Annotated in this window: 8 protein-coding genes; 4 read left to right on the forward strand and 4 right to left on the reverse strand. The window is 35.5% G+C overall.

The window, feature by feature from the left end; genetic code table 11:
- Positions 1–219: 219 nt before the first annotated feature.
- The gene (locus E0W73_RS04210; protein WP_135220843.1) at positions 220–984 is read left to right on the forward strand and encodes an MBL fold metallo-hydrolase; all 765 of its coding nucleotides are present in this window, start codon (positions 220–222) and stop codon (positions 982–984) included.
- On the opposite strand, the gene E0W73_RS04215 is transcribed toward E0W73_RS04210, so the two are convergent.
- Complete coding sequence (locus E0W73_RS04215; RefSeq protein WP_135220844.1) at positions 985–3,189, reverse strand: B12-binding domain-containing radical SAM protein; 2,205 nt, start codon at positions 3,187–3,189, stop codon at positions 985–987.
- Between the two features lie 188 nt (positions 3,190–3,377).
- Between E0W73_RS04215 and E0W73_RS04220 the strand changes: the two genes are divergently transcribed.
- On the forward strand, positions 3,378–10,601 hold the full coding sequence (locus tag E0W73_RS04220) for a T9SS type B sorting domain-containing protein (protein WP_135220845.1): 7,224 nt from the start codon (positions 3,378–3,380) through the stop codon (positions 10,599–10,601).
- A gap of 152 nt (positions 10,602–10,753) precedes the next feature.
- On the opposite strand, the gene E0W73_RS04225 is transcribed toward E0W73_RS04220, so the two are convergent.
- From E0W73_RS04225 to E0W73_RS04235, 3 genes are all read right to left on the reverse strand, one after another.
- Positions 10,754–11,398 carry an SdpI family protein gene (locus E0W73_RS04225; RefSeq protein WP_135220846.1) on the reverse strand — a complete coding sequence of 215 codons (645 nt, stop codon included), beginning with the start codon at positions 11,396–11,398 and terminating at the stop codon, positions 10,754–10,756.
- A gap of 3 nt (positions 11,399–11,401) precedes the next feature.
- Positions 11,402–11,656 (reverse strand): autorepressor SdpR family transcription factor, encoded by a 255-nt coding sequence (locus E0W73_RS04230; RefSeq protein WP_135220847.1) that lies wholly within the window; start codon positions 11,654–11,656, stop codon positions 11,402–11,404.
- A gap of 100 nt (positions 11,657–11,756) precedes the next feature.
- Positions 11,757–13,034, reverse strand: coding sequence for an MFS transporter (locus E0W73_RS04235; protein WP_135220848.1), 1,278 nt, complete (start codon positions 13,032–13,034; stop codon positions 11,757–11,759).
- Positions 13,035–13,368: 334 nt separating this feature from the next.
- On the opposite strand from E0W73_RS04235, the gene bshC reads away from it, so the two are divergent.
- Positions 13,369–14,958 carry a bacillithiol biosynthesis cysteine-adding enzyme BshC gene (gene bshC / locus E0W73_RS04240; protein ID WP_135220849.1) on the forward strand — a complete coding sequence of 530 codons (1,590 nt, stop codon included), beginning with the start codon at positions 13,369–13,371 and terminating at the stop codon, positions 14,956–14,958.
- Between the two features lie 191 nt (positions 14,959–15,149).
- Positions 15,150–16,421 carry an acyltransferase family protein gene (locus E0W73_RS04245; protein ID WP_135220850.1) on the forward strand — a complete coding sequence of 424 codons (1,272 nt, stop codon included), beginning with the start codon at positions 15,150–15,152 and terminating at the stop codon, positions 16,419–16,421.
- Positions 16,422–16,512: the final 91 nt, after the last annotated feature.

Genomic DNA, 16,512 nt, shown 5'->3' on the forward strand with positions numbered 1-16,512 from the left:
AAAACGTTTTGTCATTTCGACCGAAGGGAGAAATCACACACGTTGATCGCCAAAGATTGTCGATATACTTTGCAGAGTTCCTAGTGTGATTTCTCCCTTCGGTCGAAATGACATACTAGACGTAAACTTAAATAATAACAATTCTGCTAAAAATAAAGAAAAATGTGCAAATTAATTTTCTAAAAACTTTGTATTTTTAATATCTAAATTTTCCCAGATATGAAATTACATCATTTGCGAAATGCCACTTTGGTAATTGAAACAGAAAAGCATGTCATTTTAGTTGACCCAATGTTAGGCAAACGAAAAACCATTCCGCCATTTACCATTTTTAGATATAAGCCAAAACGAAATCCGCTTGTGGCGCTGCCCAAAAACAGCAGGGAAATTTTAAGCAAAGTGACACATTGCCTGATTACACATCTTCATCCCGATCACATCGACAAGGCTGGTGAAGTCTTTTTGAGACGAAACAACGTTTCTGTCATCTGTAGTTCAAAAGATGAAAAAGCATTGACTCAAAGAGGCCTGTCTGTAATTCAGACACTAGATTACTGGGAACCCCAAAAATTCTTAGACGGAAAAATAACTGGAATTCCCGCAATCCACGGTTATGGTTTTATTGCAAAAGTAATGGGTAACGTAATGGGATTTCTCATCGAGCTAGACGGAGAAAAATCAATCTATGTAAGTTCTGACACTGTATTTACTGACCATGTCCAGAAAGTTCTAACGGAACATAAACCTGACATTTCCATCGTAGCTTGCGGAACTGCTCGATTAGATTTTGGACAACCTTTACTGATGCGAATGGATGAAATTTTAAAATTTACTGAACTCGCTCCCGGAAAAGTTTTTGCGAATCATTTAGAAGCCCTAAATCATTGCCCGACCACAAGATTGCAATTAAAAACAGCATTGTCTGACCATGGTCTTTTAGGAAAAACAGTTGTTCCAAATGATGGGGAATGTGTAGAATATTAGCTATAAAACCAATAATCCAAATTCACGCAAAGTATTTACAGGTTTGGAATACCAAAACAATTCAAAATCTTCTAATTCAGTTTCAAAATCATTTTTTACTTCCTGAAAAGTGTAATTTTTGTTATTCGAAATTGAAATTTTAGATAGAATCGAAATCAACCACTCACCTTCTTGTTTGCTGGTCTGAATATCAAAACTTTCTTTTTTATCATGAAAAGTAAGAGCCATCATTTCCCAGCTTCTTCCTTTTTTTGATTTTGTAAAAATTTCTGCCGATGGTTTTCCGCCAAGCCAGACCACTTTTGCATTTGGCTTTGTGTTGAAATCATTTTGTTCTTCGAGTGCATTAAAAATAAAATCGGGATGAATTTTGGTTTTCGGAATCTTAAAATCGAACCAATCCTGCAATTCGTAATCAAAACAGATTCCGTGCATAAAATTAAACAGCGATTTCTTTAATCCGAAGCTGAATTTATCGTGATTGATTCCCGTTGCATCCGTATATTCGATATCATTATTGGCAAAAGTTCCAATTGTTTCTGTCTTCTTAGTTACGCCAAACTGTTCGGGATACAATCCGACAGGACTATGAGCCGTCAAAGCAAACTGATGCCAGAATCCAGACTGCAAAACTCCAGCCTCAAATAATTGGCGTACCATTTCAAGACTGTCCACAGTTTCTTGAATCGTTTGAGTAGGATATCCGTACATTAAATAGGCATGAACCATGATTCCGGCTTCGGTGAAATTTCGTGTCACTTTTGCGACTTGTTCAACCGTAACTCCTTTGTCGATTAATTTTAGTAATCGATCTGAAGCAACTTCTAAGCCGCCAGAAACAGCAATACAACCAGAAGCTTTTAATAACAAACATAAGTCTTTAGAAAAACTTTTTTCGAAGCGAATATTCGTCCACCAGGTTACAGCTAGTTTTCTTTTTAGGATTTCGAGTGCCAGAGCACGCATCAAAGCTGGCGGAGCCGCTTCATCGACAAAATGGAATCCGTTTTGTCCTGTTTTTTCGATCAATTCTTCTATTCGGTCGCAAAGCAGGCTTGCCGCGACAGGTTCGTAAACTTTTATGTAATCTAAAGAAATATCACAAAACGTACATTTTCCCCAATAACAGCCGTGCGCCATGGTGAGTTTATTCCAACGACCATCGCTCCACATTCTGTGCATCGGATTTACGATTTCGATTACCGAAATATACTTATCCAAAGGTAAATCGGAATAATCCGGAGTTCCAACCTGAGATTGCTTGTAATCGTGTTTTAACGAATTATTTTTATAAACCACTTCTCCATTTTCTAGCAGAAAAGTTCTTTTATATGAATTATAATCAGGTTTTTCTAAATTGGTTATTAACTCTTCAATCGGAACTTCACCATCATCTAAAGTAATAAAATCGAAAAACTCAAAAACACGTTTATCCGAAAGCGAACGCAATTCGGTATTTGGAAAACCGCCACCCATCGAAATCTTAATTTCGGGATAATTTTGTTTTACCCATTGTGCTGATCGAAATGCACTGTATAAATTTCCCGGAAACGGAACAGAGATTAAAAATAAGCTTGGTTTTATCGCTTCAATTTTTGCTTTTAAAAGCGAAATTAAAATTGAATCGATGTAAGTCGGTTCTTTTTGAAGCTCGAAATATAATTCGTCAAACGAATTGGCACTTCGTCCTAAACGTTCGGCATATCGGCTGAAGCCAAAATTCTCATCGACACATTCTACAATAAAATCCGAAATATCTTCTAGGTATAAAGTAGCCAAATGTTTCGCTTTGTCCTGAGTTCCCATGGTCCCAAAGGCCCAGTCGAGCTCTTCTAACTGTGCAAAACGAGAAGCTTCTGGCAAAAAATCTTCCTGACAAATCTGCAATGCCAAAGTCGGATTTTTACCCTGCAAAAACTGGATTACAGAATCAATCGTTTTAATGTATTCGTCCTGTAAAGCAAAAATACGTTTCGAGTTATCTGAGATTTCATTTCCAACAACTTGAAACTTAGAACCTGAAACCTGAAACAGTTCCAAAAGTCCTTTCTTCGAAAACAATTCCAAAATTACATCAATACCCAAATCGGCCTGAACAGATTCGATGTTTTTAGTATTCAAAAAACCTTTTATATAAGCCGTTGCCGGATACGGTGTATTCAGTTGGGTAAATGGCGGTGTAATTACAAAAAGTTTTGTTTTCAAAAGAGTTTTTTTTGCAAAAGTACGGGATATTTAGCTTTGTTTTGACAAAAGAAATAAGTCGTAGCATTAGGCTTATGCCACTAAAATGTTTTAAGTTTTTTTTATCGATATAAAACTTACAAAAACAGTTTGGGTTTAAGATTTAGCGCATAGTTTTTTGTCTATATTTGTCAACAAAATTTTACTAAATGAAGCTTAGAATTTTACTCTTATTTACTGTTTTCATGAAAATTACTTGTGTTTTTGCACAAGAAGCTAATCCGAATTTATCTTTATTGGAAGATAAATACGGTCACATAATTCAAAATTTGGAAGAACAAAAACAGTTTTTGAAAATCAGAGAAGAAAAAAGAAAAGCTGAAGTCCTTAGTTTAAGAAAAATAATTCTTAATTCGAATGATGGCAGTCTGACTTCTAAAGCAGCCACAATCCTTCAGGGAGTAGAAATGTGTACAAACGGAGGTTTTGAACAATATGAAACAATTAGCGGAAGCAGTTATCTCAAAAATTTTCTGTACACAATTGGCGACCCTCCTGGCCCAACGCAATGCCGATCTATTTCTAATACTGCCGATTCCTATATCAATCGCTATAATCCTAATAATATGAACATTATGGCAACTACCGTTTCTGCCAATCTAGTTGACCCATATATAGGAGACATCAAAGCATTTGATCAATATGCTCTTAAAATTAATTACGAGAACTCGTCGACTTACGGGTCTATTGTTCAGGGAAAACGATTTAAAACAAATAATGAAAATTATCTAAAGTTTAACTACAAAGCCGTATTGCAAAGTGTTTACGACAATAGTCATACTGATAACCAAGCTTTTGTAAAAGCACGCATTTTAAATAAGAACAAGGTTGTTGTTAGTGAATTTTGTTTGGTAGGAGATGAAAAAAATTGCATTTTCAGTAAGGTTCCGAGTCAGTCTTCGGGTTATGTTACCCTATATACTTCTAATTGGCAATCTGGATTATTGAACATTTCATCAATTCCGAACAACGAAGAATTTACAGTTGAGTTTATGGCTTCACGATGCGGATTAGGTGGGCATTTCGGATATATGTATGTAGACGATGTCTGCGTCTTAAATTCTGCAGAAAACCTGCAAGGATCTATTGAGCTTGATCCTTTGAACAAAGTTTGTCCAACTTTACCAATTTCAGTGTGTGGCAGTTATACTATTCCTAACTCTGGAGGAATCTCTGCATCAGTAAAACAAATCACCTTAAATGTCTACAACAGCAATAATGTTTCGGTTTATACTACATCGACTACATCAAGCTTAGATATTGCAAACAAAAAATTTTGCTTTTCATTAAAACCTAGTGATTTTCCAAACATTACAAATGCAAATTATAATGTAGGTGTACAAATAGATTATGACATTTCTGGGAATTCTTGCACCGGAACCACCTTTGACTCAGCCACTGACTCTGATGCAAATCCTGGGTGGGATATTTCTTTTTTGAATTGCTCTTCAGATTGTACCATTAATGTAACGACTGCTAAAATATCAGAATGCGATGCAAACCGTGATGGAAGTGAAAATTTTGATTTATCTAAATTAAATCCTTTAATTGTCTCTTCTACTGCTGGTTTAAATTTTAGTTACTTCAAAAATTACAACGAAGCAGAGTCAAACTTGAATCCGATTACAAATTTTACCAGTTATCCAAGTTCAAGCGCTTCTATCTTTGTTAGGGTAAGTAAGGATGCTACGTGCTACAAAATAATTTCTGCCAGTTTGGAGGTAAGAAATCCTACTGCAAACATTAGTGGAATACTAAATGTTTGTTCTGGGAGTACTGTATTAACTGCTTCTTCAGGATCTTCGTATTTATGGAACACAGGAGAAACAACGCAAAGTATTAGAGTGACTTCTTTAGGAGATTATTCGGTTACTGTTACTGATTCGTTTGGATGCACGAGCAATGCAAGTGTCACCATTGAACCTAGCCAAACCGCTGTTTCGCCTGCCTTGCAAATTACGCAACCTTCTTGTTTTTCTACAACTGGAACAATAAAAGTAACCTCACCAGCATCAGAATATAGCTTTGATGACGGCCGGACTTGGAGCGCAAACGACACAAAAAGCAATTTATACCCTGGAACTTATTTAGTAAAAATAAAGACCGTAAATGGATGTACTTCCTATTCTCAAAGCGTAACTATTACAGGTGCTTCTACTTTGTATCCAAATTACACCTATACCAATCCTTTGTTTTGTGGAGATAAAGGCAGTATTATCATCACAACTCCAGCTTCATACTATAGCTTTGATGATGGTGTTACTTGGGTAAATAATTCTACTGCAAACAATCTTTCTCCAGCCAATTATAAAATTCGTACCAAAGATTTACAAGGTTGCATTTCGTCGGCAAACAATGTACTTATCAGCAGCAATACGCTAGAAACCCCAACTTATACCGTTGTATTACCCGCTTGTAGCACAAAAGGCAGTATAACCATCAATACTGTTGCAGATTTTTACACTTTTGACGGAGGAGCTACATGGGTTACAAACAATACAATGAGCAATTTAAATCCGGGAAGTTATCCTTTAGGAATCAAAAACGCTTTGGGCTGCACGTCTTTTTACACTTATGCATATTTAAATGATTTTAAAGATTCCTATCCTGAATATACAACTGAACAACCAGTTTGCGGAACGGATGGCACCATTACTATTAATACAGTAGCAGATTCCTATAGTTTTGATAATGGTGCGACTTGGACTAGCAATAATGTTAAAGTTTTACCTTATGGAACCTATCAGATAAAAATAAAGAACAGTGCGGGATGTATCAGCGCCGCTAATTATGTTTATTTGTATCAGCCTTACCTGAATTCGCCAATTATCACCTCAGAACAGCCAACTTGTGGTGTAAATGGTAGAATCACCATCAACTCATTATCCGACTTCTATAGTTTTGACAATGGAGCGACGTGGACAACCCTTAATTCTAAATCATTACCTCCAGGTATTTACAGCATCATTATAAAAAATAATCTTGGCTGCACATCTTCTCCATATACTATTTACTTAAATAATCCAAATATAGATGTACCCGATTATACTGCTGTTCAACCTACATGTACATCCTCAGGCAGCATTACAATAAATACAGTTGCAGATTTTTATAGTTTTGATGGAGGTAATACCTGGGGAACGTCTCCCTCCTTAACAAATCTTAATTCTTACTGGCGTTACGTCATTGCAATAAAAAACAATTTAGGATGCGTTTCTAACTCCGTAGGCATTTCGATTAACAATCCAAAACTTCCTGATCCAGATTATACGGTTACCAATCCAAGTTGTGGGAATATTGGCAATATCACATTCAACACTACTGCAGATTATTACAGTATCGATTTTGGTGCAACCTGGAGTACAAGTAATGTTTTTAATAATTTAGGTCAGGGATATTACAATTTAATGATAAAAAAAGATAATTGTACATCCAATTACATTTCTATCTATATGGATACCTCGAAGTTGGCACAGCCCAAAGTAATCTCCATACAGCCAGGATGCGGAACAAAAGGAAGTATTACAATCAATACAACCGCTAGCTCTTATAGTATTGACGGGATAACTTGGACCACAAATCCTGTTTTTTCGAATCTTTCAGCTGGGTATTATTATCCAATAATCAAGAATGCTCAAGGCTGTATTTCTAACTCAACCCAAGTATCACTTCAAGAGTTTTATCTTCCAGCACCTACTTATAAAATAACACAACCAACTTGTGGAGTTGGAGGAAGCATAACCTTTACCTCAACTGAAACACAATATAGTATAGATGGAGGTACAACTTGGAGTACTAATCCTGTCTTTACTAATCTAAGTCCAAACTCTTACGCTTTAGTAGTAAAAAGTGCTTCTGGTTGCACGTCTTATCGGTATGGTACATCCGCTTACTTACAACAATATTATTTACCTAATCCAGATTTTACAGTAATCCAGCCAACATGTGGTACGAATGGAAGTATTACTATTGCAACAGTTGCAAATTCTTACAGCTTTGACAATGGAAATACTTGGACAACTAATCCAGTTCTTTCCGGACTTACTTCTGGTTATTACAGTATTATGATAAAAAATGCAACAGGTTGTAAATCTAATAGCATATCCATCTACATCAAACCTTATTATCTTCCCACTCCAAACGTAAAAGTAGTTCAACCAAGTTGTGGCAACGGAGGAAGTATTACTGTTACAACTCCTGCGGACAATTATAGTTTTGATGGGGGAAGCACTTGGACTACAAATCCCATTCTTTTAAATCCTTCAAATTCATTTTATAACATCCTAATTAAAAATGCAATAGGCTGTAAATCAAATTTGAAATATGTATCTATAAACAAATATTATTTACCAACTCCGACTATAAATACTATCCAGCCTACGTGCGGCACTCCTACTGGAACTATTATAGTTAATTCTACTGCAGACCAATATAGTTTTGATGGAGGAGCAACTTGGACTACAAACCCCATAAAGAAAAATTTAGCTGGCGGCTCATACGATGTAATGATAAAAAACGCTCAAGGCTGTACCTCTTCAATGCGTTACGCTAATATAAATACTCCTCCAGCAATTCCTGCGGCACCAGCTGTAAAGATTGTACAACCTTCTTCCTGTGGTGCTACTGATGGCAGCATCACTATAACTACGTCAGCCTTAAGTTACAGTTTCAATGACGGAAATAGCTGGACAACAAATCCTACAAAAACAAATATTGGAGCTGGTACTTATATTATTAAAATCATAACAAACTCCTATAGTTGCGAATCGGCAACAACTGTTGTGAATCTGAGTTCTGGCACTACGATTGCGGCTCCAGATTTTACAACGACTCAGCCAAGCTGCAACTCATCAAAAGGTTCTATTACCATTACAACAAATGCAGCAACCTATAGCTATGATAACGGATTGACCTATGTTTTTTCGAATACAAAAACAGATCTTTCTCCTGGAACTTATTTTATAAAAATTAAAAATGCATCAGGTTGTATTTCAGATGCTGCTCCTGTTACAATTTCTCCTGTATCAGCACTTCCTGCTCCTGATTTTACAGCAACTCACCCCACCTGTACCAATTCTACGGGATCAATTACAATCAATACTGCTGCCGATTTGTATAGCTTTGATAACGGAATCACATTTGGCACATCCAATACAAAATCTAATTTACTTGAGAAAACCTATGATTTGGTGATTAAAAATAGTTCTGGTTGCATTTCTCTTCCAGCATCTGTCACTATACAAGCGGCACCTGCAATTCCTGCAGCACCGCAAGTGGTAGTCACAGACCCAACTGGCTGTAATTCTGCTTCGGGTACCGTTATGGTTTCTACGGTTGCAAATCTATATAGTTTTGATGACGGCTTTACTTGGAATACCAACAATACGGCTAGTTTATCTCCTGGAAGTTATTTTATCCGCATAAAATACACAGACGGCTGTGCTTCTATTGCATATAAAGCCACTATAAATGCAGCACCAGATGCTCCCGCAATTCCAACTTTAAATATTACGCAGCCTGTTACTTGTAGTAATCCGTTTGGCTCAATCTTAATTACAAGTACCGCTGATCAATACAGTTTTGATAATGGTAAAAATTATTCAACAAATCCAAATTCTGGAAATTTAGTCGCTGGAAATTATATGGTTCGCGTCAAAAACAGTAGTGGATGCGAGTCTGCTCCATTAGCTGCGACCATTAATACTCCAACAGATTATCCAAACAATCCTGCATTTACAACTATCCAGCCCGATTGCAATAATCCTAAAGGCAGTATTACAATTACCGAAATTGCATCAGAATATAGTTTTGACGATGGTATTAGCTGGACTACAAATGCTACAAAAACAAACCTTGACCCAAAAAACTATCTTGTTAAGATCAAAAATAACAATGGCTGTGTTTCGAATGCAACCACAGTTGTTATAACTCCTTTTACAAATTTTACTCAAAAACCTACTTTAGAGACCCCTCAAATCTTCTGCATTCAACAAAATGCTACACTGAATTCAATTGTTGTTACTGGTCAAAACTTAAAGTGGTACGACGACTTAACAAATGGATCTCTTTTGCCTAACACAACTTTACTTCAAGACCACAAAACCTATTATGCTTCACAAACAATAAACGGCTGTGAAAGCGAGAGAATAGCTGTATCTATAAAAATTCAAGATACTCCTGCGCCTTCTGCTGATGCGAATCAGACATTTTGCACAGGACAAAATCCGACTTTAGCACTCGTAAAAATTGCAGGTACTTCAATAAAATGGTACGATGCACTAACAAATGGAAAGTTATTAGTTGAAACAACAACTATCGAGAATGGCAAAACGTACTACGCTTCTCAAACAGAAAACAATTGTGAAAGCTCTAGGTTTGGAGTTACAGTTTCACTTATAGACACACCGATTGCGCCAAATGCAAATGGGAATACAGAATTTTGTAAAAGCGAAAACCCGACTCTACAAGATATTCAGATTAACGGACAAAATATAAGATGGTACGATACTAATTTCGCAGCAGCAGTTTTACCCAACTCAACTGTATTAGAAAACAACAAAACGTATTATGCTTCGCAAACTATTGGTTGTGAAAGCGACCGAATAGCTGTTTTAGTAAAGGTCTATGATACTGCTTTCCCAACTGGAAATAACAGCCAACAATTCTGTATTGATGAAATTGCTACTTTAGAAAATTTAAATGTAGTAGGAACCAACATACAATGGTACGAAACAGCGACAAGCGGAATACCTTTACCCGAAACAACCTTGTTACAAAACGCAGTTTATTATGCTACACAAACTTTAGATAATTGCGAAAGTCTGCGATTTGCTGTAACAGTAAAAATCCACGATACGCAAATTCCTATTTCAGATTCTCCGCAATCATTTTGTATTCAAAAAAATGCAAAAATCAAAAATATTGAGATTTCTGGACAGGATATAAAATGGTATGAAAGTATTTCTTCAAATAATCCTTTATCGGAATCAACACTTCTTGAAAATGGAATTACTTATTATGCTACTCAAACTATTAATAAATGTGAAAGCGATAGAATTCCTGTTACCATAAACATTTTAGAAGCAACAACTGGTGATTGTATCCATTTTGTTGAGGAACTTCCTTATCCAAAATTCTTTACTCCAAATAATGATGGTCATAATGATACATGGACAATTGATTTTGCTTATTTAGCTCCTAACAGCAGTATCCGAATTTTTGACCGTTACGGAAAGTTAATTAAGGAATTACGTTCCGACACTTCTTGGGACGGAACTTATCTAGGATATCAAGAGCCTTCTTCAGACTACTGGTTTGTTGTTACCCGACTTAATGGAGCCGAATTTAGAGGCCATTTTAGTTTGAAGAGATAAAAAATCATCAATTCGCATTAATTCAAAAAGGTTCGTAAATACTATTTTTACGAACCTTTATGTTTAAAATCAGCAGCAATTATTTGATAGTGAAACAAAAAGCTGTTTTAAAAGCATCAAAACATGAATCACTAGCATCGATTTTATATATTTTACTTCTTTAATCTTTTATGCGTCAAAAACGAATAAATAACAGGAATAAGCGAAATAACAAGAACAATTCCTAAGAAGACCATCACAAAAACGGAACTTTCGATAACAAAACTCCCTGCAATGATTAAAAATCCGGATACAAACCAAAGCTTGCCAGCAAAATTATGGGTTATCCTCCATACCTCCTCGCTTTCTAAAGTCCAAGGCGTTCTTATCCCGATAAAGTAATTTGGTCGAATTACTTTAAAATAATTACCAAAAAATGTAAATAAAAAACCTATTAATACAAAAACAAAACTCGGACTAGAAGATTTTGTTTTAGTCATATAAACGATGACCAAAGCAAGCAATGACATAAAAAGAACCAAGAAAAATTTAAGTTGGTAGAATTTGCCTCCCATTAACGGCATTTTGTTTTTAGGGTCGATTTTTGAAACCACAGACATAATTGCATATGTTAGAACAGGAAGCATAAACAGCATAAGGATTAAAGTAAATTTGCTTCCCCAATTGTCTATTTCTCCGTCAGAATTCCAATGAATAGGTACTCTTTCAGGCAAACTATTCCAAATTAGAGCCAAATAAACAAAAGGCATCAAAACAATTCCAATAATTGGAAGCTCTTTTTTAAATTCTAAATTCATTTTTTATTTTTTAAAGGTTAGTATCCATTGCAAAACATCTTCCATTATGGTGGTATTGATGGAATAAATGATGAATTGCCCTTTTTTTTCGGACGTAATTAAATCTGCTCGTCTTAAAATATCCAAATGATGCGAAATGCTAGGTTTAGATATACTAAATGCATCTGCAATTTCGCCCGCAGACAAATCCTTTTGCCTTAAGAGTTCCAAAATTTCTCTTCGGGTTGCATCATTTAATGCTTTAAAAATATCATTCATCTATTTACATATTTAGACAAATATCTAAATACTTTTTAAACTAGCAAAAAAAAAGCAGTAATTTTTTACATTACTGCTTTTAAATATTTTTATGAACCCGTTAAAACTTATGTTCGTCTTTACTTATCACTAAAAATGAAATCAAAGATATTAATGCCGCCGCCGTTAAATACAAACCTACATAACTTACGCTATAGGTAGAAGCAAGCCAGATTGCAATTACGGGCGCAAATGCTGCTCCTAATATTCCTGCCAAATTAAAAGTTAATGATGCGCCAGAATAACGAACATTTGTCGGAAATAATTCAGACAGAAAAGTTCCCAGCGGGCCATAAGTGAATCCCATCAAGGTCATTCCGATACAGGCAAAAGTAGCGACCAATGCGATATTTCCTTCGGTTAAAAAATAAGAAAAGAAAAAACCGAAAATACCGATGGCTGCTGTTGCTGCAATCAACATTTTACGGCGACCTATTTTATCTGCCACAACAGCCGAAACTGGAATAAAAAGTGCGAAAAACAATACTGAGAATAATTGAATCAACAATCCGTCTCTTTTTACAATTCCCAAGTCTGAAGTTGCCCAGCTCAAGGTAAATACCGTCATAAGATAAAAGACCAAAAATGTTGTTATTGCCGCAAATGTTCCAAAAATCAATTGGTTTTTATATGATTTGACTAGAGTCAAAAAAGGAACTTTTACTTCTTCGTGCTCTTTTTTAGAATTTTCGAATGAAGGCGTTTCTGTAATTTTTGTTCTGATATAAAAACCAACTACAACCAACAGCGAACTGGCAATAAACGGGATTCTCCAGCCATAATCCATAAAATCTTTATTGCTCATCGAATCTGTCAATAAAAGGAAAGTCCCGCCGGAAAGCAGTAATCCGATTGGAGCACCTAATTGCGGAAACATTCCGTACCAAGCACGTTTATTGGGTGGGGCATTTTCTATGGCGAGCAACACTGCCCCACCCCATTCGCCTCCTAAGCCCACTCCCTGTCCGAATCTGCAAAGCATTAAAAGCAGAGGAGCGGCGAAACCGATACTATCGTAGCTCGGCAAAAATCCGATGGTTACTGTCGAAATTCCCATGGTTAATAAAGCTGCAACCAAGGTAAATTTGCGACCAATTTTATCTCCGTAATGTCCAAAAAATGCCGATCCCAACGGACGCGACAAAAAGGCTATTGAGAAAGTCGCTAAAGACTCTAAAGTTGCCATTGCCGGATTAGAACTTGGAAAAAACAACTGCGGAAAAACCAGGACTGCAGCATTGGCATAAATATAAAAGTCAAAAAATTCGATTGTGGTGCCAATTAAGCTGCCAAAAAGAACATGTTTTAGTGAGTTCTTTTGATTAGAAGTTGTTTTCATTTAGTTCTGATATTTTTTCTTAACTGCTTTTCAAAAAACAAACGGAGTCTTTACAAAAAACATTTTCTTGCAAAAATAGAGTTTCATTATTAAAAACACATATTCACAAACAATACTTTTATCATACTCTCAATATTTTAACAAAAAACACAAATCAGCTATTGGAAAATGCGACTTTAGAGAATCATATTTTCAAATGCATAATCAAAAACCAAATTACTGATATTTAAGATCTTAAACACATACCAAAAAACAAATCTTAAGCATTCGTTAAATCCATTTTTAAGAGTATATTTTCATTAAATTTACAGCTGTCAAAAATAAATCTATAATTATGCCTACCGACTGTATCAGCTACCAAACTTCAGGATATTTCTCTAAACTAATGCAAGATTATTTAGATCAGAAATCAGAATTAAAACCGCTGTACAATCATTTTCCAACTCTGGAAAACTTTGAAAAACAAATCGAAGAAAAACAATCCAATTTTGATTCGGCCAATCGAAGCACTTTAGTGAATACCTTAAAAAAGCAATATGCCAATATTGAAATTTCAGATTTAACGAAGCAGCATATTGAACTTTTAGCGCTCGAAAATACATTCACAATTACAACCGGACATCAGCTGAATTTATTCAGCGGACCATTGTATTTCTTATATAAAATTATTTCGACAATCAATTTAACTAAAGAATTAAAGTCTAACTATCCTTCTTACAATTTCGTTCCCATTTATTGGATGGCGACAGAAGATCATGATTTTGAGGAAATAAACTACTTTAACTTTAGAGGAAAAAAGTTCCGCTGGAACGCAGAAAGCACCGGCCCGGTTGGAAGACTTTCTACAAAAGGACTTGAAGAGTTTTTTGAAATATACTCTAAAGAATTAGGATCAAGCACCAATGCCAATACACTAAAAAAACTTTTTGAAGACGCTTATTTAAAACATGAAAATCTTGCCGATGCCACTCGTTTTTTAGCCAACAGCTTATTTGCTTCGTATGGATTGGTGATTATTGATGCAGACGACGCCGATTTAAAACGTGCTTTTATTCCGTTTGCAAAAGAAGAATTAGAAAATCAAACTTCTTATAAAACTGTTCAGGAAACAATCAAAAAACTGGACCAATATAGTGTACAGGTAAATCCGCGCGAAATCAATTTATTTTACATTGAAGATAAACTGCGTGAAAGAATCATTTTTGAAAATGACAAATATTATGTAAACCATACCAAAATCTCATTTTCTAAGGAGGAAATCTTCTCTGAATTGCAAAACCATCCGGAAAAATTCAGTCCAAATGTAATTATGCGCCCATTATATCAGGAAATTATCTTGCCAAATCTATGTTACATTGGCGGAGGCGGCGAAATTGCTTATTGGTTGGAACTAAAAGCTTTTTTTGATGCTGTAAACATTACATTCCCAATACTTTTAGTTCGTAATTCTGTTCTTCTCGCAACCGAAAAACAAGCAAAAAAAGCAGACAATTTAAACTTAAGCTGGAAAGATTTATTTTCGAAACCTGAAAATTTAATCAATCAAGTTACGCATAAACTTTCACCGTTTCCAATTGATTTGACAATGCAGAAACAAGCATTAGAAAATCAGTTCAAATATCTTTTTGAATTGGCCGAACAAACCGACAAATCGTTTTCTGGAGCTGTAAAGGCTCAGGAAACAAAACAAAAGAAAGGTTTAGAAAATCTAGAAAAACGTTTGTTAAAAGCACAAAAAAGAAAATTGCAAGACCAATTACAACGCATTACTGATTTGCAATTTGAATTGTTCCCAAATAACAGTTTGCAAGAACGCCAGAATAATTTTTCTGAATTTTACTTGGAAAACGGCGAGCAATTGATTCCGCTTTTAGTGCAAAAATTAAAACCTTTAGAAATGAATTTCAACATTATAACAATTTAAATAAGTTGCCACAAATTACACTAATTTTCACGAATTAAATTCTTTAAAAATTAGTGAAAATTCGTGTAATTCGTGGCTAAAAAACAAAACATAATTGACGAGAACCAAATAACCACCTCTTCTCTAAATTATTGTTATATAAACCAAATAGCGATTTTTAAAATTATTAACTAACCTTTTTATCCAAAACCATGGTAAAAGAACGCTTAATTTCGCTAGATGTCTTTCGTGGACTCACTATTTTATTAATGACAATCGTCAACAATCCCGGAGATTGGGGCAATGTTTATCCGCCCTTACTTCATGCCGACTGGAACGGATGCACCCCAACAGATTTGGTTTTTCCCTTTTTTGTATTCATAATGGGAGTTGCTGTTCCGCTCGCAATGCCTGAAAAATTTTATGACGGCAGTACCTTTAACAAAATTTTGGTTCGCTCCCTTAGAATGTTGTGTCTCGGTATTTTCTTTAATTTTTTCGGAAAAATTCAGCTGTTTGGATTAGACGGAGTTCCGTTGCTTACAGGACGCTTACTGATCACCTTTGCGGTAGGTTATGCCCTAATGGGAAATTTCAATCTAAAGCTCAAGAATATTCTGGCTTGGTTAATACTTTTTAGCTATCTCATTTTGGCTTACAGCGGCATCGAAGCTTACCAGGATGTACGTCTTCCGGGTGTTTTGCAGCGAATTGCGATTGTTTATTTTGTTGTTTCGCTTCTTTATTTAAAAACTTCCCAAAAAACACAAATTATAACAGGACTAGTTCTCTTATTGGGATATTGGGCTGTAATGACCTTAATTCCAGTTCCCGGCATCGGAGAAGCTAATCTCGAAAAAGGAACCAATCTATCTGCTTGGATTGACAGTATTCTGTTAAAAGGACATATGTATCAAGGAACCGTAACTTGGGACCCCGAAGGAATTTTAAGCACCGTACCTTCGATTGTTAACGGAATTATCGGACTCCTAATTGGGCAGCTTTTATTGCGCGATGCTTCAAAAATTCTAAAAGCACAGAAAATGGGTATCGTGGGGACTTTGCTTATTTTTTTAGGATTAATGTGGGACTTGGTTTTCCCGATCAACAAATCGCTCTGGACCAGCAGTTATGTCTTGTACACCACGGGTTTGGCCACCGTATTTTTTACAATTTTATATTACCTAATTGACATTGTCGATTATAGAAAGGCTTTTAGACTGTTCGTGATCTGGGGCGTAAACCCAATGATTGTGTTTTTTGCTTCTCAGATTATTCCACAGGCATTGGTCATGATTGAATTTCGAAACCCTCATAATTCCTCAGAAAAAATCAATCTCTTAAATTATCTGTACAGCTTCTGGATAGCGCCGTTTTTTAGCAATCCGATGACGGCTTCATTGGTCGGAGCATTGGTTTACGTTTGTATCTGGACATTTATTTTATGGATCTTTTACCGAAACAAATTGATTTTCAAAGTCTAATTTTTCCATATTTATGCAGATAGACGTATTGCGGTGCGTCTCTACCAAATCTCTGAAAAAAGTTTTTTTTGGTCAAAACGCCATTCTCAAA

The sequence above is a fragment of the Flavobacterium foetidum genome (assembly GCF_004634245.1).
GTDB classification, from domain to species: Bacteria; Bacteroidota; Bacteroidia; order Flavobacteriales; family Flavobacteriaceae; genus Flavobacterium; species Flavobacterium foetidum.

Bases quoted from the DNA above. Each gene is read 5' to 3' on its own strand.
- E0W73_RS04210 (WP_135220843.1), top strand. From the start codon at position 220: ATGAAATTACATCATTTGCGAAATGCCACTTTGGTAATTGAAACAGAA.
- E0W73_RS04220 (WP_135220845.1), top strand. From the start codon at position 3,378: ATGAAGCTTAGAATTTTACTCTTATTTACTGTTTTCATGAAAATTACT.
- E0W73_RS04225 (WP_135220846.1), bottom strand. From the start codon at position 11,398: ATGAATTTAGAATTTAAAAAAGAGCTTCCAATTATTGGAATTGTTTTG.
- E0W73_RS04230 (WP_135220847.1), bottom strand. From the start codon at position 11,656: ATGAATGATATTTTTAAAGCATTAAATGATGCAACCCGAAGAGAAATT.
- E0W73_RS04235 (WP_135220848.1), bottom strand. From the start codon at position 13,034: ATGAAAACAACTTCTAATCAAAAGAACTCACTAAAACATGTTCTTTTT.
- bshC (WP_135220849.1), top strand. From the start codon at position 13,369: ATGCCTACCGACTGTATCAGCTACCAAACTTCAGGATATTTCTCTAAA.
- E0W73_RS04245 (WP_135220850.1), top strand. From the start codon at position 15,150: ATGGTAAAAGAACGCTTAATTTCGCTAGATGTCTTTCGTGGACTCACT.